At 60.9% G+C, this 20,089-nt stretch carries 22 protein-coding genes and 1 pseudogene; 11 read left to right on the plus strand and 12 right to left on the minus strand.

Going from position 1 to position 20,089, the window contains the following annotated elements; genetic code table 11:
- The 11 genes and pseudogenes from QZ498_RS15390 to dxs all read left to right on the plus strand — a co-directional run.
- Nucleotides 1–107 (plus strand): annotated as a pseudogene (locus QZ498_RS15390) (chlorophyll synthesis pathway protein BchC); the annotation flags it as partial.
- The gene (locus tag QZ498_RS15395) at nucleotides 104–1,105 is read left to right on the plus strand and encodes a chlorophyllide a reductase iron protein subunit X (protein ID WP_294623818.1); all 1,002 of its coding nucleotides are present in this window, start codon (nucleotides 104–106) and stop codon (nucleotides 1,103–1,105) included. The pseudogene QZ498_RS15390 and the gene QZ498_RS15395, both read left to right, overlap by 4 nt.
- A gap of 10 nt (nucleotides 1,106–1,115) precedes the next feature.
- Entirely contained in the window at nucleotides 1,116–2,678 is a 1,563-nt protein-coding gene (gene bchY, locus QZ498_RS15400; RefSeq protein WP_294623820.1) for a chlorophyllide a reductase subunit Y, read from the plus strand.
- An 82-nt stretch (nucleotides 2,679–2,760) separates the two neighbouring features.
- The gene (gene bchZ / locus QZ498_RS15405; RefSeq protein WP_294623822.1) at nucleotides 2,761–4,236 is read left to right on the plus strand and encodes a chlorophyllide a reductase subunit Z; all 1,476 of its coding nucleotides are present in this window, start codon (nucleotides 2,761–2,763) and stop codon (nucleotides 4,234–4,236) included.
- 4 nt (nucleotides 4,237–4,240) lie between these two features.
- On the plus strand, nucleotides 4,241–4,465 hold the full coding sequence (gene pufQ, locus QZ498_RS15410; RefSeq protein WP_294623824.1) for a cytochrome PufQ: 225 nt from the start codon (nucleotides 4,241–4,243) through the stop codon (nucleotides 4,463–4,465).
- A 140-nt stretch (nucleotides 4,466–4,605) separates the two neighbouring features.
- Entirely contained in the window at nucleotides 4,606–4,755 is a 150-nt protein-coding gene (pufB, locus tag QZ498_RS15415) for a light-harvesting antenna LH1, beta subunit (RefSeq protein WP_294623826.1), read from the plus strand.
- 16 nt (nucleotides 4,756–4,771) lie between these two features.
- A complete protein-coding gene (gene pufA / locus QZ498_RS15420; protein ID WP_167197222.1) occupies nucleotides 4,772–4,933 on the plus strand; it encodes a light-harvesting antenna LH1, alpha subunit in 162 nt (53 codons plus the stop codon).
- Between the two features lie 123 nt (nucleotides 4,934–5,056).
- Entirely contained in the window at nucleotides 5,057–5,896 is an 840-nt protein-coding gene (gene pufL, locus QZ498_RS15425) for a photosynthetic reaction center subunit L (RefSeq protein WP_294623830.1), read from the plus strand.
- A gap of 2 nt (nucleotides 5,897–5,898) precedes the next feature.
- Nucleotides 5,899–6,888 carry a photosynthetic reaction center subunit M gene (gene pufM / locus QZ498_RS15430; RefSeq protein ID WP_294623832.1) on the plus strand — a complete coding sequence of 330 codons (990 nt, stop codon included), beginning with the start codon at nucleotides 5,899–5,901 and terminating at the stop codon, nucleotides 6,886–6,888.
- A gap of 3 nt (nucleotides 6,889–6,891) precedes the next feature.
- On the plus strand, nucleotides 6,892–8,010 hold the full coding sequence (pufC, locus tag QZ498_RS15435) for a photosynthetic reaction center cytochrome PufC (protein ID WP_294623834.1): 1,119 nt from the start codon (nucleotides 6,892–6,894) through the stop codon (nucleotides 8,008–8,010).
- Between the two features lie 104 nt (nucleotides 8,011–8,114).
- Nucleotides 8,115–10,043 (plus strand): 1-deoxy-D-xylulose-5-phosphate synthase, encoded by a 1,929-nt coding sequence (gene dxs / locus QZ498_RS15440; protein ID WP_294623836.1) that lies wholly within the window; start codon nucleotides 8,115–8,117, stop codon nucleotides 10,041–10,043.
- Between the two features lie 71 nt (nucleotides 10,044–10,114).
- On the opposite strand, the gene QZ498_RS15445 is transcribed toward dxs, so the two are convergent.
- From QZ498_RS15445 to QZ498_RS15500, 12 genes are all read right to left on the minus strand, one after another.
- A complete protein-coding gene (locus QZ498_RS15445) occupies nucleotides 10,115–10,555 on the minus strand; it encodes a c-type cytochrome (protein WP_294623838.1) in 441 nt (146 codons plus the stop codon).
- 66 nt (nucleotides 10,556–10,621) lie between these two features.
- Entirely contained in the window at nucleotides 10,622–11,836 is a 1,215-nt protein-coding gene (gene hemA, locus QZ498_RS15450; RefSeq protein ID WP_294623840.1) for a 5-aminolevulinate synthase, read from the minus strand.
- Nucleotides 11,826–12,638 carry a putative photosynthetic complex assembly protein PuhE gene (puhE, locus tag QZ498_RS15455; RefSeq protein ID WP_294623842.1) on the minus strand — a complete coding sequence of 271 codons (813 nt, stop codon included), beginning with the start codon at nucleotides 12,636–12,638 and terminating at the stop codon, nucleotides 11,826–11,828. Before puhE ends, hemA begins: the two co-directional genes overlap by 11 nt.
- Before the next feature lie 126 nt (nucleotides 12,639–12,764).
- Nucleotides 12,765–13,889 (minus strand): magnesium-protoporphyrin IX monomethyl ester (oxidative) cyclase, encoded by a 1,125-nt coding sequence (gene acsF, locus QZ498_RS15460; RefSeq protein ID WP_294623844.1) that lies wholly within the window; start codon nucleotides 13,887–13,889, stop codon nucleotides 12,765–12,767.
- On the minus strand, nucleotides 13,886–14,182 hold the full coding sequence (locus QZ498_RS15465; RefSeq protein WP_294623846.1) for a hypothetical protein: 297 nt from the start codon (nucleotides 14,180–14,182) through the stop codon (nucleotides 13,886–13,888). Before QZ498_RS15465 ends, acsF begins: the two co-directional genes overlap by 4 nt.
- A gap of 16 nt (nucleotides 14,183–14,198) precedes the next feature.
- Nucleotides 14,199–14,669: a photosynthetic complex assembly protein PuhC gene (gene puhC / locus QZ498_RS15470; RefSeq protein WP_294623848.1), complete on the minus strand. Its 471-nt coding sequence runs from the start codon at nucleotides 14,667–14,669 to the stop codon at nucleotides 14,199–14,201.
- A gap of 10 nt (nucleotides 14,670–14,679) precedes the next feature.
- Nucleotides 14,680–15,330 carry a photosynthetic complex putative assembly protein PuhB gene (puhB, locus tag QZ498_RS15475; protein ID WP_294623850.1) on the minus strand — a complete coding sequence of 217 codons (651 nt, stop codon included), beginning with the start codon at nucleotides 15,328–15,330 and terminating at the stop codon, nucleotides 14,680–14,682.
- A gap of 19 nt (nucleotides 15,331–15,349) precedes the next feature.
- Nucleotides 15,350–16,123, minus strand: coding sequence for a photosynthetic reaction center subunit H (gene puhA / locus QZ498_RS15480; protein WP_294623852.1), 774 nt, complete (start codon nucleotides 16,121–16,123; stop codon nucleotides 15,350–15,352).
- Between the two features lie 25 nt (nucleotides 16,124–16,148).
- The gene (locus QZ498_RS15485; protein ID WP_294623854.1) at nucleotides 16,149–17,588 is read right to left on the minus strand and encodes a PucC family protein; all 1,440 of its coding nucleotides are present in this window, start codon (nucleotides 17,586–17,588) and stop codon (nucleotides 16,149–16,151) included.
- Nucleotides 17,585–18,316 (minus strand): magnesium protoporphyrin IX methyltransferase, encoded by a 732-nt coding sequence (bchM, locus tag QZ498_RS15490; RefSeq protein ID WP_294623860.1) that lies wholly within the window; start codon nucleotides 18,314–18,316, stop codon nucleotides 17,585–17,587. The genes QZ498_RS15485 and bchM overlap by 4 nt, the downstream gene beginning before the upstream one ends.
- A 23-nt stretch (nucleotides 18,317–18,339) precedes the next feature.
- Nucleotides 18,340–19,236 carry a ferredoxin:protochlorophyllide reductase (ATP-dependent) iron-sulfur ATP-binding protein gene (gene bchL / locus QZ498_RS15495; protein WP_294623856.1) on the minus strand — a complete coding sequence of 299 codons (897 nt, stop codon included), beginning with the start codon at nucleotides 19,234–19,236 and terminating at the stop codon, nucleotides 18,340–18,342.
- A 109-nt stretch (nucleotides 19,237–19,345) separates the two neighbouring features.
- Nucleotides 19,346–20,089 (minus strand): cobaltochelatase subunit CobN (locus QZ498_RS15500; protein ID WP_294623858.1); only part of this gene is annotated, 744 nt, incomplete at its 5' end.

The following is a 20,089-nucleotide window of genomic DNA, read 5'->3' on the forward strand; positions in this document are numbered from 1 at the left end:
TGATCACCCATCAAGCGCAAGCCGAGCAAGCGCCAAAGGCCTATCGCAAGGCCTTTGAGGACCCCGCTTGCCTGAAAATGATACTCAACTGGGAGGAAGCCGCGTGAAGGACGACGTACCTAACCTGAAGGATTTCGACCAACGCTTGCGGGACGAGGCGCAAGAGGATCTGGCGGATCTGATCACGGAAGAACCAACCTCGAAAACCCAGATCATCGCGATCTACGGCAAGGGTGGCATCGGCAAAAGTTTCACGCTGGCCAATCTCAGTCACATGATGGCCGAGCAGGGCAAACGCGTGTTGCTGATCGGCTGTGATCCGAAATCGGACACCACGTCGCTTCTGTTCGGTGGCAAGGCGTGTCCCACGATCATCGAGACCTCGACCAAGAAAAGCCTTGCGGGCGAACAGGTTGCGATTGGCGACGTGTGCTTCAAGCGGGGTGGTGTGTTCGCGATGGAATTGGGTGGTCCGGAAGTGGGCCGTGGCTGTGGTGGTCGCGGCATCATTCACGGGTTCGAGCTTTTGGAAAAGCTGGGCTTTCATGATTGGGACTTTGACTATGTCCTGCTGGATTTTCTGGGCGATGTTGTCTGTGGGGGCTTTGGCCTGCCGATTGCGCGCGACATGGCGCAAAAGGTGATCTTGGTTGCCAGTAACGACCTGCAATCCCTTTACGTGGCCAACAATGTTTGTTCGGCGGTGGAATATTTCCGCAAACTGGGCGGCAATGTTGGTGTGGCCGGGCTTGTGGTGAACAAGGATGATCACTCGGGCGAGGCACAGGCCTTTGCCGAGGCGGTGGATATTCCCGTCTTGGCCAGCATCCCGCAGGACGACGACCTGCGCAAGAAATCCGCAAATTATCAGATCGTCGGAACCTCCGACAGCCAGTGGGGCAGCCTGTTTGCCGGGCTGGCGGAGCAAGTCTCGGCGGCACCACCGGTGCGGCCCGCGCCGTTGGATCAGGACGGCCTTTTGGACCTGTTTGACGGCTCGGACACTGGTGCTGGAGTGACGCTGGAACCCGCCACTGACGAAGACATGCGCGGCAAGAATGCCGTCGCGAAACCCTCGCTCGAAGTCATCTACGACGACGCGTGAAAGGAGACCTATGAGTGACGAGATCACATATGACGAGGCCCATAAGGCCGACGTGATCAAAGGCAAAGCCGATGATTTCGCGCCTGTAGACGCGGGCGAATCCGGGTTGGGGTGTCATTCGGGTGCGGAGATGGAGAAGGCCGCGCGCATGGCTGGGCAATCCGAAATCCTTGATCAATACGCCAAGGATTATCCGCAAGGGCCACACGACAAGCCGCAATCCATGTGTCCGGCCTTTGGGTCGTTGCGCGTGGGCCTGCGAATGAAGCGGGTGGCCACGGTTCTAAGCGGCTCGGCCTGCTGTGTTTATGGGTTGAGCTTTGTCAGCCATTTTTACGGGGCGCGGCGCTCGGTTGGGTATGTGCCGTTCAATTCCGAGTCGTTGGTGACCGGCAAGCTGTTCGAGGATATCCGCGACAGCGTGCATGAACTGGCGGACCCCGACCGCGTGGATGCGGTGGTTGTCACCAACCTTTGCGTGCCCACGGCCAGCGGTGTGCCACTCAGACTTTTGCCCAAGGAAATCAACGGTGTGCGGATTGTTGCCATTGATGTGCCGGGGTTCGGTATCCCGACCCATGCCGAGGCCAAGGATGTGCTTGCGGGTGCGATGCTGAACTATGCGCGCCAAGAGGTAGAGGCGGGGCCGGTGGCCGCGCCGGAGGGCGGTGTTTCAGATCGGCCCACAGTTACGTTGTTGGGCGAGATGTTCCCCGCAGACCCTATGATGATCGGTCAGATGTTGGCCCCGATGGGCCTTGCCGCCGGGCCGGTGGTGCCGTGCCGCGAGTGGCGTGAGCTTTACGCCGCGCTTGATTGCGGTGCCGTGGCGGCGATCCATCCCTTCTATACCGCGGCAGTACGTGAGTTTGAGGCTTCGGGCCGTCCCGTGGTTGGCAGTGCGCCCGTGGGGTATGATGGCACCGCTGCATGGTTGAGCAACATCGGCCAAGCCTTTGGTTTGCCGCAAGATAAGATTGCCGAGGCGCAGAATGCATTTTTGCCGGCGATCAAGGGTGCGCTGGAGGCGGCGCCGATCAATGGCACGATCACCTTAAGCGGATATGAAGGCAGCGAGCTTTTGGTCGCGCGTCTGCTGATCGAAAGCGGTGCGAATGTACCTTATGTCGGCACGGCCTGTGCCAAATCGCAGTGGTCCGAGGCGGATGCGGAATGGCTGCGCGCCAAGGGGGTGACGGTGAAATTCCGCGCCTCGCTGGAAGATGATTGCGCCGCGATGGAGGGCCTGAAGCCCGATCTCGCCATTGGTACGACGCCCGTGGTGCAAAAGGCAAAAGAGCAAGCGATTCCAGCGCTTTACTTCACCAACCTGATTTCGGCACGCCCCCTTATGGGCCCGGCTGGTGCCGGTAGCTTGGCCGAGGTTGTCAACGCCGCCATCGCAGGCAAAGCGCGCATGGATCACATGCGGGAGTTCTTTGAAGGTGTGGGCGCCGGTGACACGGCGGGCGTCTGGGAAGGGGAGCCTAATATCCGTGAGGATTACCGCGCGCTGAACCTCAAGAAGCTGGAAAAGCAACAACGCGCCGCCAAGGCGCGGGAGATGATCTGATGGCGTGGAAAGGGGCAAAAATCCACGTCGGTGAAACGTCGGTATTCTGTCGGTATCGCGTCGGTGCGAAAGGCGGTGATCAATGTTGATCCAAGACCACGACCGCGCCGGGGGCTATTGGGGGGCTGTTTATGCCTTCTGTGCCGTCAAGGGCTTGCAAGTCGTGATCGACGGCCCGGTGGGCTGCGAGAACCTGCCAGTGACCAGCGTGTTGCACTACACCGATGCCTTGCCGCCGCATGAATTGCCCATCGTCGTCACCGGCCTTGGCGAAGAGGAACTCGGCCGCGAAGGGACTGAAGGCGCGATGAAGCGCGCCTGGGGCACACTGGATCCCGCGCTTCCGGCGGTGGTGGTCACCGGCTCAATCGCCGAGATGATCGGCGGTGGCGTCACGCCGCAGGGCACAAACCTGCAACGCTTCTTGCCGCGCACCATCGACGAGGATCAATGGCAGGCCGCCGACCGCGCGATGACGTGGCTGTTTACCGAATTTGGCATGACCAAGGGCCGCATGCCCAAGGAAAATAAGCGCGAGGAGGGGGCTGTCCCGCGCGTCAATATCCTTGGGCCGATGTATGGCACCTTCAATATGCCCAGCGATGTGGCCGAAATCCGACGTTTGGTCGAATGCATCGGGGCCGAGGTCAATATGGTGATGCCCATGGGCGCGCATCTGGCTGAGATGCGCGATTTGGTGAATGCCGATGTCAATATCTGCATGTATCGCGAGTTTGGCCGGGGTTTGGCCGAGGTGCTGGACAAGCCCTATCTGCAAGCGCCCATCGGGGTTGAGTCGACCACCCTGTTCCTACGTAAGCTGGGTGAATTGTTGGGGCTTGATCCGGAACCATTCATCACCCGCGAAAAGCACTCAACGCTCAAGCCGGTTTGGGACTTGTGGCGCTCGGTCACGCAGGATTTCTTTGCCACCGCGAACTTCGGGATTGTGGCCAGCGAGACCTATGCCCGCGGGATCCGGCACTTCCTTGAAGGCGACCTTGGCCTGCCCTGTGCCTTTGCGGTGGCGCGCTGTGCCGGGTCGAAAACCAACAACGAAGAAGTGCGCGCCATGATCGCGCAGAAACGTCCCTTGATCCTGATGGGGTCGATCAACGAGAAAATGTATCTGGCAGAAACTGCGGCAGGGCATGGCCCAAAGCCTGCATTTATCCCGGCCTCGTTCCCCGGAGCCGCCATCCGCCGTGCCACGGGCACGCCGATGATGGGGTACGCCGGGGCGACCTATCTTTTGCAGGAAGTGTGCAACGGGCTTTTCGATGCGCTGTTTCACATCCTGCCACTGGGCAGCGAGATGGATTCCGGCGCGGCGACGCCGACCCCCCTGCGCCGCGATTTCCCATGGGATGCAGACGCCAGCCGCGAGCTGGACCGGATCGTGGCCAGCCATCCCGTTTTGACCCGCATTTCCGCCGCCAAATCCCTGCGCGATGCCGCCGAGGAGTCGGCCCTGCGTCAAGGGCAGGATCGGGTGGTGCTGGAAACCGTGCAATCGCTTTCGCCCGAAACGGGCGCAACAGTTCAAAAGGAGGACTGAACCGATGACCGATATGACATCGAACCCGCCCGAGCGCAGCCGCAATGGCCGCCGCCGGAGTATCGAGTACCAGGTCTATTTCACGTTGATTTTCTTCGTGGCGCTGCCTTTCGCAACTCTGCGCTGGGCACGTGACGTGGCGCAGTATCGCAGCCTGAACCTGCGCGGGCCCTTGGCGCGCGCGTGGTCGGAAGCGGACCGGATGACGCCGTTCATTTTCTCGGTCTGATCCCCCTCGGGGGGCAGTGATCCGAGACACGACCTGCCTGTTCTTTCGAGGACGGACAGAAACCTGAGGGACCGTGAAGGCCCCGAAGGCACCCGGCCGCGGGGTTCGCGGCGTCAGCATAACGTTCCGGAGGAAAGTTCATGGCTGATAAATCCGACCTGTCCTTCACAGGTCTCACTGACGAGCAGGCCCAGGAACTGCATTCGGTGTATATGAGCGGCCTTTGGCTGTTCACACTGATCGCGGTGGTCGCACATATCGCGACCTTCATCTGGTTCCCTTGGTTCTGAGGAAGGGGTTTGAAAAATGGCTAAGTTTTACAAGATCTGGCTCATCTTCGACCCCCGCCGCGTTTTCGTGGCGCAGGGCGCGTTTCTGTTCCTGCTCGCAGCAATGATTCACCTCGTGCTTCTGAGCACCGACGGTTTCAACTGGTTTGAGATCGCGGCCGAGAAGTACGGGCGCTGATAGCTGAGCACCACCGATCGCTGCGGGCGGGTTCGCTCGCCCGCGGCTACCAAGACGAATTTTGAACGGTCCGCCGAGGTGCGTTGCGCGCTTTGACAGGCCAAAAACGCGGAGACTACGAAAATGGCCTTGCTCAGTTTCGAACGAAAATACCGGGTCCGCGGAGGGACGCTGATTGGCGGCGATCTGTTCGACTTCTGGGTCGGACCATTTTACGTTGGCTTCTTTGGGGTCACGACGGCCTTTTTTGCGTTGCTTGGGACCATCCTGATTTTTTGGGGAGCCTCGCAGCAGGGCACCTTCAATCCATGGCTTATCAATATTGCGCCGCCTGACCTGAAATACGGTTTGGGGCTGGCGCCGCTGATGGAAGGCGGTTTGTGGCAGATCATTACGATCTGTGCGCTGGGCGCTTTCATCAGTTGGGCGCTGCGCGAGGTGGAGATTTGCCGCAAGCTGGGCATGGGGTTTCATGTCCCGATTGCCTTCAGCTTTGCGATTTTCGCCTATGCCACGCTGGTTGTTTTCCGACCGCTTTTGATGGGCGCATGGGGGCATGGCTTCCCTTACGGGATATTCAGCCACCTCGATTGGGTGAGTAACACCGGCTATGCCTATCTGCATTTCCATTACAACCCGGCGCATATGCTGGCGGTGACCTTCTTCTTCACCACCACGCTGGCGCTTGCGTTGCATGGCGGCCTGATCTTGTCGGCGGCCAATCCCGAGAAGGGCGAAGAGATGAAAACGCCCGACCACGAGGACACCTTTTTCCGAGATTTCATCGGGTATTCGGTGGGCACGCTGGGGATTCACCGCGTTGGCCTGTTGCTGGCGCTTAATGCCGGGTTCTGGTCGGCGGTCTGCATCATCATCAGCGGGCCAGTTTGGACCAAAGGCTGGCCCGAGTGGTGGAATTGGTGGCTTGAAGCGCCGATTTGGCCCTCTCAGGTGGGGATGTAATCATGGCTGAGTATCAAAACATATTCACGCAAGTTCAGGTGCAGGGCACGCCCGAGTGGGGCATGGACGACACCGGTGGACGCCTCAGCGAAGAGCGCGCGGGCAAGCCGTTTTTCTCAACGCTGGTCGGGTGGCTGGGCAATGCCCAGATCGGCCCGGTCAACCTTGGAATGTTAGGGGTTGTTAGCCTTCTGAGCGGGTTCTTGTGGTTCTTCATCGTTGGGATCAACATGCTGGCGCAGGTGGGATGGTCTATCCCCGAGTTTTTGCGGCAGGGGTTTTGGCTGGCGCTTGAGCCGCCGGGCCCGGAGCATGGGTTGTCGATCCCGCCGCTCGACGAAGGGGGTTGGTATATCATCTCGTCCTTCTTCCTTCTGGTGGCGGTCATGGCGTGGTGGGCGCGCAGCTATCAACTGGCGGCGAGCCACAAGATGGGCAAGCACGTCTTTTGGGCCTTTGGTTCGGCGATCTGGCTGTTTTTGGTGCTTGGGCTGTTTCGCCCGGTCCTGATGGGATCGTGGAGCGAGGCCGTGCCTTACGGCATCTTCCCGCACCTTGATTGGACGACGGCCTTTAGCATCCGCTATGGCAATCTGTACTATAACCCGTTCCACTGCCTTTCGATTGTCTTCCTTTATGGCTCGGTTCTGCTGTTTGCCATGCATGGGGCGACGATCCTTGCGGTGACCCGCTTTGGCGGCGACCGGGAGTTGGAGCAGATCGTTGACCGGGGCACGGCCAGCGAGCGTGCCGCCTTGTTCTGGCGCTGGACCATGGGGTTCAACGCCACGATGGAGGGGATTCACCGCTGGGCCTGGTGGTTTGCCGTGCTGACGCCGATCACCGGCGGGATTGGTATCCTGCTGACCGGAACGGTTGTGGACAACTGGTTCATCTGGGCGCAGGAGCACAACTTTGCACCGATGTACGACGGCTCTTACGGCTATGAGGCTTACGGCTCTTACGAAGCCTTCATCGGGCAGGAGGATTGATCCATGTTTCCTAAATGGTTTGACAAATGGAACCGGGAGAACCCCACCAACATATATGGCCCTGCGGTCATTATCGGGGTGATCGGCGCGGCGGTCTTTACGGCCACCATGCTGGTTGCTTGGGGTCAACCCTTCGCCACCAACAGCATGCAAACGGGGCCGCGCGGCACCGGCATGTCAGTGCCCGAGTTCAAGGCCGATCTGGCCACGCCGGACCCCGCAATTGAGCTTCTTCTAGAGGATCCGCCATTCCCGCCCGAACCGGGAGAGGAGCTGGCCGGGGATATCTATGAGAATGTTCAGGTGCTGGGCGATCTGACCGATGGCAATTTCAACCGCTTGATGGCGGCGATGACCCGCTGGGTCGCGCCCGATGAGGGATGTGCCTATTGCCATGGCGATGGTGGGTTGGAGACCTATGGCGAGGACAACCTTTATACCAAGGTCGTCGCGCGCCGGATGATCCAGATGACCCAGAACATCAACGAAAACTGGGATGCCCATGTCAACGCCAACAAACAGGTTGGCGTGACCTGCATGACCTGCCACCGCGGCCAAAACGTGCCAAGCGATATCTGGTTCAAGATGGGCAATGTGAATGAGGCGATGTCCGGCTGGTCGGCGAACCAGAACCGGGCCACATCCCAGTCTCAGTCCACCTCGCTTCCGTCCGACGCCTTGGAGAAATACCTTCTGGATGGGGAGATTATCGGCGTGCACGATCTGGAAAGCCGTGTGGCCGGTGTGCCCGGTGAAAATGGCTATCCCGGTATTCAGCAGGCCGAGCGGACCTATTCGCTGATGAACTATGTCAGCAACTCTTTGGGTGTGAACTGCCTGTTCTGTCACAATAGCCGGGCGTTTTACGACGGGTCGCAAGTGACGCCGCAATGGGCCACCGAAAGCCTTGGTATCCAAATGGTGCTTGAGCTGAACAACGACTATCTTGTGCCGCTCAAGGATGAATACCCGCCCGAACGGTTGGGACCGGTCCATCAGGACGCGCCCAAGGCCGCCTGCAAGACCTGTCACAAGGGCTATCAACAGCCGCTTCAGGGCACCAACGTGATCAAGGACTGGCCGGAACTGGCCACCACAGGTGCGCCGGAGTACGGCGACTAAGACAACACGGGGCGGCGCCACGGCGTGCCGCCCCGCTTTACATCGCGCCGTCTGCATCACGCCCGTTGCCGGGCGGTGCCAGAGCCACCGTAAAGGGGGGAGCGATGACCAAGGATCTACCAAAAACACCACTGCTTGATCGGGTGGCCGGCCCGTCGGACCTGCGCCAGATGCCCGACAGCGACTTGGCCAGCCTTGCCGATGAGTTGCGCGCCGAGGTCATTTCGGCGGTGTCGGAAACCGGTGGTCATCTGGGATCGAGCCTTGGGGTGGTGGAACTCAGCGTGGCGATCCACGCGGTCTTCAACACGCCGATGGACAAGCTGATCTGGGACGTTGGGCATCAATGTTATCCGCATAAGATTTTGACCGGACGGCGCGACCGTATTCGCACCCTGCGTCAGAAGGATGGCCTGTCTGGCTTCACCAGGCGGGTGGAGTCGGCGCATGACCCCTTCGGGGCGGCGCATTCTTCGACCTCGATCAGTGCCGCACTGGGCTTTGCGGTGGGCCGCGATATGGGCCAAGCCACCGGCGATGCAATCGCCGTCATCGGCGATGGCGCAATCAGCGCGGGCATGGCCTATGAGGCGCTGAACAATGCAGGCCACGAAGGGCGGCGGTTGTTCGTGATCCTGAATGACAATGAAATGAGCATTGCCCCGCCGGTGGGTGCGATGTCGTCCTATCTCAGCCGGATGTACGCCAATGAGCCGCTGGCCAAGATGCGGTCGATGGCCGAAGGGTTTGAGGCGGCCATGCCTGCGCCGATGCGCGAAGGTGCCAAACGCGCGCGCCAATTGGTGACCGGGATCACCGGCAGCGGCACCATCTTTGAAGAACTTGGATTTGAATATGTCGGCCCCATCGACGGCCACGACATGGATCAGCTTTTGCCGGTGCTGCGGGCGGCGAGGGCGCGGGCCACGGGGCCGGTGCTGATCCATTGCTGTACCGTGAAGGGCAAAGGATACCGGCCCGCCGAAAGCAGTGCCGATAAGTATCACGGCGTGTCCAAATTCGACGTGGACACAGGAACACAGGCCAAATCGAAAGGCGGCGCGCCCAGCTTCACCAGCGTTTTCGGCAGCGCCCTGACCGATGTGGCGGCGCGTGATCCTGATATCGTGGCTGTGACCGCCGCGATGCCGGACGGCACGGGGGTCTCTAAGATGGCCGAGCGATTCCCCTCGCGCGTGTTCGATGTAGGGATCGCCGAACAGCACGGCGTAACCTTCGCCGCCGGGATGGCGGCCAGCGGGCTCAAGCCTTTCTGCGCGATTTATTCCACTTTCCTGCAACGTGGCTATGATCAAGTGGTGCATGATGTGGCGCTTCAAGGCTTGCCTGTGCGTTTTGCGATTGATCGCGCGGGGCTTGTTGGGGCCGATGGGGCCACGCATGCCGGCGCCTTTGACATCGGCTATCTGACCAGTCTGCCGGGCTTTACCGTGATGGCCGCCGCCGATGAGGCGGAGCTTGTGCATATGGTCGCCACCGCCGCCGCGCATGACACCGGGCCGATTGCTGTGCGCTATCCGCGCGGGGCGGGCACCGGTGTGGAATTGCCAGAGCGGGGCGAGGTTTTGCCAATCGGCAAGGGCCGGATGCTGCGCGAGGGGGAGGATGTGGCGATCTTGTCCTTTGGGGCGCATTTGCCCGAATGCATGGCCGCCGCCGAGGCATTGGAGACCGAAGGGATCCGCGTCAGCGTGGCCGACGCGCGCTTCGCCAAGCCTTTGGACGGTGATCTGGTGGAGAGTTTGGCCCGAAATCACCGCGTGCTTGTGACGGTTGAACAAGGTGCCGAGGGTGGCTTTGGCTCGGTCGTGATGCATGAACTGGCGCGACGTGGGGCTTTTGACCGTGGGTTGGCGATCCGCAATGTTACCTTGCCGGATCGGTTTATCGAACAGGCCAATCCGGCCGAGATGTACGAAGACGCGGGCATGACCGCCATGGACATCGCGGCCACCGCGCGCGGCGCGTTGTCGGGTTTGGGCAAAGTGGTGCCGCTGTCGTTGGCCAAATAAAGTCAGCCGAAAATGGCAAAGGCCGCGCAGAGCGACTGCGCGGCCTTTGCTGTGTCTAGACGTGGTCGGGTTTACATCGACTCATCCGGTCCGACCGATGCCAGGTAGGCCCAGACGTTCACGGCGTCTTCCTCTTTGCGGACCTGATAGGACATCTTCCCGCGCCCGTCTTCGCCGGTGTATTCTTTCAACCAACCCGTGGGGTCTTGGACGTAGCCGACAAAGCTTTCTTCGTCCCAAGCAAGCTCTTGCTCACCTGCGGCGGCCATGAGGTCGGAGTAGCGGAAATCCTCGACCGACCCGGCGGTGCGGCCGACAATTCCGTAAAGGTTGGGGCCGACACGTCCGCCGCGGACGATATTGTTGCCCTCGTCATCCACGATCATGTGGCAGGCCTTGCACTGGCGAAATGCTTTTTCTCCGGCCTCGGGATCACCCGACGCATGATCGTCTGCCAGCACTGGTGTCGCTACGGTCGCTGCGGCGAGAATTGTCAAAAACTTGAATTTCATTGGAACCTCCCGGTTTGGTAAACCTAGCAAAACCTAGCACGACAGGATTGAAGTCAATGCCAGTGGTCACGCCACGGCATGGGCGATGGCGCATTGCTTCCACAAAACGGTCAGCGCCTCGACTAGATGGTCGATGTCGGCCTCGGAATGCAGCGGTCCGGGCGTGAAGCGCAGCCTCTCGGTGCCTTTAGGTACGGTGGGGTAGTTGATCGGTTGCACATAGATCCCCCAATCCCGCATCAGGATATCGGCGAGCATCCGGCATTTCACCGGATCCTTGATCATCACCGGGATGATATGACTGGGATTTTGCAGATGCGGGATACCCTGGGCATCCAGCTTGGCCCGCAGGCGCGCAACGCGGTCGCGTTGCAGCTCGCGCTCGGCCTGCGAGGTTTTGAGGTGTGAGATCGAGGCTTGCGCGGCGGCGGCCACGGCGGGCGGCAGGGCTGTGGTGAAGATGAAACCGCTGGCGAAAGAGCGGATAAAATCGCACAGGGCCGCCGAGCCGGTCACATAGCCGCCCATGCAGCCATAGGCCTTGCCAAGCGTGCCTTCGATCAGGGTGATACGGTGGGCAAGGCCCAGTTCCTCGGAGACACCGCCGCCGCGCGGACCATAAAGGCCGACGGCATGGACCTCATCAAGGTAGGTCATTGCGCCGTGCTTTTCCGCTACCTCGACAATCTCTTGCATCGGGCAGATGTCGCCGTCCATGGAATAGACTGATTCAAAGGCCACGATCTTGGGGGAATTGGCCGGCAGCGCCGCCAGTTTGCGATCCAGGTCTTCAGGGTCATTATGCCGCCAGATCACCTTTTTTGCTCGGGAATGGCGGATGCCCTCGATCATCGAGGCGTGGTTGAGCTCATCACTCAGGATCACCGCATCGGGCAGGCGGCTGCCAAGGGTCGACAGCGCGGCCCAGTTCGAAACATAACCCGAGGTGAACAAAAGCGCGTCTTCCTTGCGGTGCAAATCGGCCAGCTCTTTTTCCAGAGCCACGTGATGGCGCGCGGTGCCCGAGATATTGCGCGTCCCGCCTGCGCCGGTGCCGCAGCTATCAATCGCATCCTTCATGGCCTGACGCACCACCGGGTGCTGCCCCATGCCCAGATAATCGTTTGAACACCAGACCGTCACCTCGTCGGGGGCGTCGTCATCATGGCTTTTGGCCCGGGGAAAGGCCCCGCATTTGCGTTCCAGTTCGGCAAAGATGCGGTAGTTGCCTTCTTCCTTCAGCGCATCCAGTTGCGCCGAGAACATTGCATCAAAATCCATGAGGTCCCTCCGGTCGTATCTTTTTGGGTTCTTGTTTGGGCGCGGGAAGCATCCAGCGCCAGAGTTTCGCATCCGGCAGGGGCAGAACCATGAGCCAATGCTCAAGCGCGGCCAATGCGGTGATGGCGGTGAGCAGGGCAAAGCCTGCGGTGTCGCCCGGGGTGGTGGCGGCATAAAGCCGTTCCAACCAGCAGGCGATGGCAAGGGTCAGGGCGGTCACCGAGACTGGGAACACCCAATTCAACCGCGAAATCCGGAAGTGGCTGGTCAGATGCGCCAGCGCCTCTGGGATGAACTCGGTGTTGATCTTCGGCACCCCAAAATAGAGGTTCAGCTTGGCCGAGATGCGCGCGAAATAAAGCGTTGTGAAGGTCCAAAGGCCAAAGGTGTTCTCGGCCCCGTGGCCCGCCACCCAAAGCGCCACAAGCGCGCCGGTCAAAAGCATTTCGTGATAAGCAAGGGTGCCCCATGCGCGCAAGAACCGCTCCCATTCTGGTAAATCATCGGGGCAGGGGCGCAGGTTGGGGCCGGTGATCGTGCCGGTCAGGAAGGCCAGTTCGATCCACCCCCAAATGGCAAGTGCCGCCAAGAACGCGCTATAAGCCGCGCGCAGGCTGTCGCTGTTCAGCGTGGTCCAGAAGACCCAGACACCCAAGGCCAAAACAGGCAAGGCCGCCCATGTGGCCAAACGGCGCGCCATGTGGCCCGCACGCTCGGCCCGGCGCACCACGATCAGGATCGCCCCGGTGGAAAACCACCAGACGAAAAGCGCGAACAGCGCGGCGATCCAAGGGTTGCCCATCCTAGCCCCCCTGAGTTTCTTCTGGCTGCAAATATCCCGGGGGGGAGGTTGAAATTGTCTGTAATTTCAACCTGGGGGGCTGGCCCCCCGATGGCCCCCTCGGGCCATATGCGCGCGCCACAGGCATCAGTACGCCGGTTCCAGCCGGGTGCTTTCCGGCACTTGATGCTTCTGCGCCGGGATGAAGTAGAGCGTGGCAAAGGCCGAGGCGGCCCGCGCCTGAGCGCCCAGTTTCTTGACGAAACCCATAAAGCCGCCCTGTTTGCGCGCAGCATCCAGATCGACATTGGCGCGCTGTAGCTTTTCAAGCGTTGGCTGCCACTTGGGATGCTCGATATCCAGTGTGATCGGGAATATCTGCTCAGACAGCTTCGAGGTCTTGGTAAAGACCTCATGCGCGTACCAATCCGGATCGACGCCAAGGGCCTTGTGGAAGGCCGGGCGCTGATGATCGCGCACGTACATCGTGGCATAGACGGCCGTGAGGAAGAACTTGATCCACAGCACGTTGCGGCCCGATGTCAGTTTGTGGTCGGTCTTCATCAGAAGGGCGAAGGCCTCACCATGGCTGAACTCATCGTTGCACCATTCTTCGAACCACTTGAAGATCGGGTGAAAGCGATGCTCGGGGTTGGCCTCAAGGTGCCGGAAAATGGTGATGTACCGGGCATAGCCGATCTTTTCCGACAGGTAGGTGGCGTAATAGATGAACTTGGGGCGGAAATAGGTGTATTTCTTCTTCTGCGTCAGGAACCCAAGGTTCACGGCCACGCCCGCCTCGCGCAGGGCATCGTTGATAAAGCCCGCATGCCGCGCTTCATCGCGCGCCATGAGTTGGAAAAGCTGCGTGATATCCGCGTTCGAGCCGCGCCGCTTCATTTCCTTATAAAGCACACAGCCCGAGAACTCGGCGGTGCAGGACGAAATCAGAAAGTCGATGAATTCTTTCTTGAGGGCGGGGTCCATCCCCTCCCAATCGACATGGCCCCAAGCTTCGTTCTTTTTGAAATGGCCCTTGTTCGGGTCGCTGACCATCTGTGCAATCAGCTTGTCCCAATCCTCGCGCACCGGGCTGACGTCGATGGCGTCAAGTTCATCAAAATCGGTGGTATAGAACCGCGGGGTCAGCAGGGTGTTCTGCATGGCCACATCGGTTGCGGCCTTGCTGTCAAACTTTGCTTGTTCCGCTTGGATGGCAAGGCTTTCCTCGGCGGTGGTGGCATCGGCGGTGTGTTTAGCTTGCATGTTCATAGCGTCACCTCTTCCGAGAATGAAAACTCGCAAAGCTCCATCACCTCGAAATCGCCGGTCAAGCGCGTCCAAAGCCGTTCCAGCCCGCTGGCGCGGACGATGGTTGCGTCGCGGTCTTCGCTGACGATTTCGCCGAAGGGCGCCATAATCTCGGGTCCGTGGACCTTGACCTCATCGCCCGGATAAACGGTGGCGCCATTGTTGAAGCGCACATGCGCGTGCAGCGATTCAAACTTGTGACTGATTTCCACCGTGCAGGGCGCGTGTTCGATTTCTTTGGTAAGCCATCCCATTCTTGGCCTCCTTTCCCTATTGTGCCAACAGCCGCGCGAAGGCCTTGGCGTTATCTGCGCCGAATCCCATTAAATCGGCGCTCCAGCCCGTTGTCGGGTCATGGATCGAGATGCGGCCCGTGTCGTGCCGCATGATTGTGACGGGACCGTCCATGGCGGCCCGGTGTTTGGTGCGTTCGCGTTCGATGACCCGCCAGACGCCAGAGATGAAGCCCCCCTGTTCGGGGCCAAGATCGGCAATCAGCGTGCCATCCGGGGCGGTCACGGTGACGGCCCCTGACATATCCCCGGCCAACATCAGGCTGCGCTCAAGGACGACAGCGCCTTCGGGCGGGGTAGAGATCAGCGGCCGGTCGGTCAGCCGCGCGTAGGTGACCAAGGCCAGCACCGCCAGCACCAGCCCCAGCATCGCGCGCGCCATGATGCGCGGGATCAGCTCTTTGTCCTGCGGGGTGCGTACGGGGGGCTGTGTGTCGGTCTGGGTCATGGTCTTGCTTTCATTCGGCGGCGACGGGGGCCTGCGCCTGCGCCTGCGGCGGTGTCGGGGCCACTTGCGGGGTGCTGACATGCGCCTCGGCGGCTTCGGCCAGAAGTTGGGCAATCTCTTGGGCCTGCGGAATGCAGCGCAGGGCCGGTTGCGTGCGGCGGATGTGCCAAGGGCGGACATGCGGCCAGCACACAAGATAGCTCAGGCGCGTATCGCCCAGCAGGTCCAGCGTGATGGTCCCGGTGCCATCGCGGCGGGTGTTTAGGTCGGCGCGGGCGATTTGCGAAAACGGCAGGTTCAGCGTCACGGTCAGGGCCGCGCCGATGCGCATGGCCACCCGGCGATTGGTGATCGTGTAGACGGTGCTGCGCGCCTGCACGATGCCAATCACCAGCAGCAGCGCACAGACGATCCCGCCAAGGATGATGAAGGGAAAGGAGGCCGCGAAGGCCGACGACAGGCTGACCTGATCGATCAATGTCACGAAGCGCCACACAGCAAGGAGCACGAAATATCCCGCCACCCACAGCAGGTTGAGGGACGCGCGCGTCAGAGCCCACCAGTTGGGTTGGCCCTGCCACAGGATGTGCTCCCCCTCGGGCGGGGTTTCGGGCAATCCTTTGACGGGTTCAACGGCGAAATCGTCGTGGTCGATGCTCATGGTGGCCTCCTTCTCCGGGTTAGCCCAGTTGCGGCTCAAGCCGCTCTTTCGAGGCGTAAAGCGTTCCGCCGGCGTAATAGCCGCAGATCTTTTCTTCCTCGAGCATGGTGACTTGGTTGGGCGATGCGATTTGCGGCACGGCGGCAAAATGCTTTCCGAAGATCGACCGGACCTTGACGTGGTTCGATTTGATCCGCGCCATGGTCAGTGGGATCAGGCGCTTGCCGCCGCCGTGATCCGCGTCAAGTTCCGCCTCGATGTAGCGGACAAGTTGTTCGGGCTCATCAATCCACATGTCGGTGATCATGCCCACGATCTCGCCATCGCCCGCCATGACCGGCAGGCCACGCGGATCGCGTCCCGCGGCCACGTGAAATTGATCTGTTGCCCCCATCGGCACGATCTTAGGGTGCCCGTGGCCATCCAGCTCCGGCACATCGCGGCGCGGCGCCCAAGAGGCCGGGCCGACGCCATCCACCATCGGATCGCCCGTCGGGATGAAGGGGAAGCCATTACCCGCGGCGGTTTTTTCCAAAGCCAGATCTTTGCGGTCGGGGTTCTGCCCTGATGGGACTGTCAATTCGCCCCGGCCATGCGGTAGCTTGAAGGTCTTGTCGCTGGGCACTGGGAAGGGCCCTTGGTTGGCCGACGGGTTGCCGTCGTCATCTTCAAGCGGATAGCCTTCGCGCATGTTTTCACGCTGAATGTAGAAAATCAGCAGTGCAAAGAAGCCCCAGAAGAGCCACAGCGCGACGCTTGCGAGGTCGACTTGTCCAAAAAATGTTTCTGTCATCTCCGTATCCTTTCAAAGGCGGGTCTTACGTTGGGAAGTCGGCCAGCCCGACGCGGGCCGATCCCTCGGTGTTGCGGGGGCGAGAAGGGGCGTAGCGCACCAGCGGCCCGAGGGCGGCGAGGGTGACGAACAAAAGCCCGATCTCGATGTGATAAACGAAAGAATATCCGGTGGCGGGGGTGTTGAGCGCCTCGCCCAACTGCCCCGATGTGGCCAGCCCGCCGATCCAGTCGCGCAGGCCACCGCCCAAGGCGATCGAAAGGCCCGCAGCCGTGGCTTGCGCCGCGCCCCATGCGCCAAGCGCAAGGCCATGACCGGCGGCCCCCGTGGCGGGCATGGTCATTGCGGCGGTTAGGGTGGAGACAGCAAAAAGCCCCCCGCCAAAGCCAATCAGGCCCGCTCCGGTAAAGAACATCACGCTTGAGCCCATAGGCGCGGCGAAGATCACCGTGCAGAACGCCACCACACCAGCCAGCAATCCAAGCGCGGCGATGCGATAAGGGCAGCGCCCCTGCGACAGCATCCGACCGGCCAGTGCAAAGCCAATCAGCGCGCCAACCGCCCAGACCGCCGTCAAAACCGTTGTCGCCGAAACCGACAAGCCAAGGATTTCGCCGCCGTAAGGTTCAAGCAACACGTCTTGCATGTTGAACGCCATGGTGCCGAATAAGACCACCGCCAGAAGGCGGCCCGCTTGGCCGCCTGCGATCAGGTCGGCCCACGCGTCTTTGAACCGCGGGCGCGGTGCGGCGCGTTCCTCACGGCTCATGGGTGTGACCTTTTCCTGCTTCCACAGGGCGATCAGGTTCAAAACGATGCCGACAACGGCGGCCCCTTGAACCACGCGCACCAAGGTGAAGGGGGCAAAATCACGCAAGAGCCAACCAATGACCAGCGCCGAGATTCCCATCCCCAACAGGAACATCACGTAAAGTAGCGCCACAACGCGCGGGCGCGTTTCATCGTCCGCCCGGTCGGTGGCCAGCGCCAGACCGGCGGTCTGAGTCATATGCAGGCCAAGGCCCGTTATCAGGAAGGCGAGTGCAGCCAGCACCTCACCGGCCCAAGTGGGGCCAACCTGTTGTTGACCCGACAGAACCAGAAGGGCAAAGGGCATCACCGCCAGCCCGCCCATCTGCCAAAGCGAGCCGAACCAAAGGTACGGGATACGTTTCCAACCGATGGCACTACGGTGTGTATCTGACCGAAAGCCCAAAAGCGCGCGGAACGGCGCGATCAGAACCGGCAAGGCGATCATCACCGCGACGATCACCGCAGGCACCGAAAGCTCCACAATCATCACCCGGTTCAGCGTACCCAAAAGCATCACTGTCGCCATCCCCACCGACACTTGGAACAACGATAGCCGCAAAAGCTGCGACATCGGCAGGCCCTCGCTTGCGGCATCGGCAAAGGGCAAAAGCCGGGTGGTCAGGGCCATAAGGGGGGAATGGCGGCGGCTCATATCGAAAGCTCCATCGCCTGTGAAATGTAAAAGCCCGATGTCACGCGGTTAAGCGGGTTCAGGCGGCCGGGGGCCTCGACCCGCTGCAAGGCTTTTTGCAAGGCGGCGGGCGCGTGCGGGATCATCGTGGGCGACCGATCAGCGCGGGGAAACAATTGCCCCGCGCGCCACATCGTCATCAAAAGCGGGGTCCGAGGGGCAACGGTAAAGACGATATTGCCCTGCGTTCGACGGGCCAAAGTGTCCAGCGCGCGGGCGATATCGTGCCGGTCATAGTAAATCAGGCTGTCCATGGCGAGGACGTGATCGAACCGGCCCAGATCATGCGACAGCATATCACCCGAAAGGAATTGCACCTGACCCGAAAGCCCTTGAGGCAAGCGCGCGGCTGCGATCTCAACCAACGACGGTGAGATATCCACCGCCACCACATCGGCACCACGAGCGGCCAATTCGGCACTCATTTGCCCCGCGCCGCAGCCTGCATCCAAAATCCGCGCTCCGCGCAGATCGTCGGGCAGGCGCGATAGCATCTGCGCGCGCATCTCATCGCGGCCGCGACGCACCGTTTCGCGAATACGCGAGACCGGCGCGTCGCTGGTCAAGCGCTCCCAAGTGCGGGTGGCGGTCTTGTCGAAATAGGTCTCCACCCGGTCGCGTGTCCGCGACCAGCCACAGACACCTTCGGCGGGGGTGGCGAGGTCCCGGAGCCGGCCCGGGACAGGCATATCGGTGGGCCGTCCGTAAGGCATCAATCAAACCCCAGAAGTTCAAAGATATCGCGGTCTTCCATCGGCGCGGGCGCCAAAGGTTCAGTCCCGTTCCAAAGGGTTTCGGCCATGCGCACATATTCCTTGCGCGCCATGACGATGTCCTCTTCATCGGGCATCTCGAAAAGGGTCTTCTTCTTCAGGCGCGACCGGCGGATCGCGTCGAAATCGGGCATATGCGCTATGCGATTGAACCCCACCTTGGCGCAATACCGGTCCACCTCGTCGGTCTCGCGTGAACGGTTGGCGACGCAACCGGCCAGCCGGACCTTGTAGTTGTTCGATTTGGCCTGCACGGCGGCAATGATCCGGTTCATCGCATAGATGCTGTCGAAATCATTGGCGGTGACGATCAGCGCGCGGTCGGCATGTTGCAGTGGTGCGGCAAACCCGCCGCAAACCACGTCGCCAAGTACGTCAAAGATCACCACATCGGTGTCTTCCAACATGTGATGCTGCTTGAGCAGCTTCACCGTCTGGCCCACGACGTACCCACCACAGCCGGTCCCGGCCGGCGGGCCACCCGCCTCGACGCATTGCACGCCGCCCCAGCCTTCGGTGACGAAATCCTCGGGGCGCAATTCCTCGGGATGGAAATCCACGTCCTTGAGGATGTCGATCACGGTGGGCTGCAACTGACCCGTCAGGGTGAAGGTGCTGTCGTGCTTCGGATCACATCCGATCTGCAGCACCCGCTTGCCCATCTGCGCAAAGGCTGCCGACAGGTTCGAAGAGGTGGTCGATTTTCCGATCCCCCCTTTGCCATACACGGAAAAGACCTTGGCCCCTTCAATTCTCATCGACGGATCCTGATGCACCTGCACCGATCCTTCGCCGTCCTGTCCCTTCAGGCTCGGGATGTCGTCGCGCGGGCTCATATGGTCCTCCAAACGGGGCGATCTGCCCCTGCTTTCTTCTGGCTGAAAATATCCCGGGGGTGCGGGGGCTGGCCCCCGCTCCGGGCGTGAACGTATTTGTTGGTCCGGGTCATTCCGCAGCCACCCCTTCCAATCTGTCTTCAAGCGCATCCGCGGCATCGCGCAGCGCGGCCAGTGTCTCGTCGTCTGGGGACCAATAGGCGCGGTCATGCGCTTCAAGCAGGCGGTTGGCCATGCGCGAAGAGGCGACAGGGTTCAGGTCGCTCAACCGCTGGCGCATGGTGTCGTCCAGAACAAAGGTTTCCGACAGCCGCTGATAAACCCAAGGGTCAACCTGGCCGGTCGTCGCCGACCAGCCCAGCGTATTGGTCAGATGACTTTCGATCTGTCGCACGCCCTCGGCCCCGTGCTTTAGTAAGGCTTCGTGGAATTTCGGGTTGAGTGAGCGGGCTCGTGTCTCAAGCGCGACCTGATCGGCAAGCGTGCGCATCTTGCCCGCGCCGCGCGTTGTGTCCGATATATAGACAGCCGCCTCTTGCCCGTCGCGGGCGCGTTTCACCGCCCGGGAAATCCCGCCTAGTGTATCGAAATAGTGGTCCACCGTGGTGACCCCCAATTCGACCGATTCAAGGTTTTGGTAGGCGATATCGACATCACGCAGGGCCTCTTGCAGGAGGGCGGTATGCTGTGTCGGCTTACCGTTGACACCATAGGCAAAGCTTTTGCGTGCCTCGTAGGCATCAGCCAATTCGTCCTCGTCACCAAAGGCCGAACTGTCGACCAGTTGATTGACGTTCGACCCATAGGCCCCTTCGGCATTCGAAAAGACTCGCAAGGCGGCGGTTTCCAGATC

This window comes from uncultured Roseovarius sp., from assembly GCF_913057115.1.
GTDB lineage: Bacteria > Pseudomonadota > Alphaproteobacteria > Rhodobacterales > Rhodobacteraceae > Roseovarius.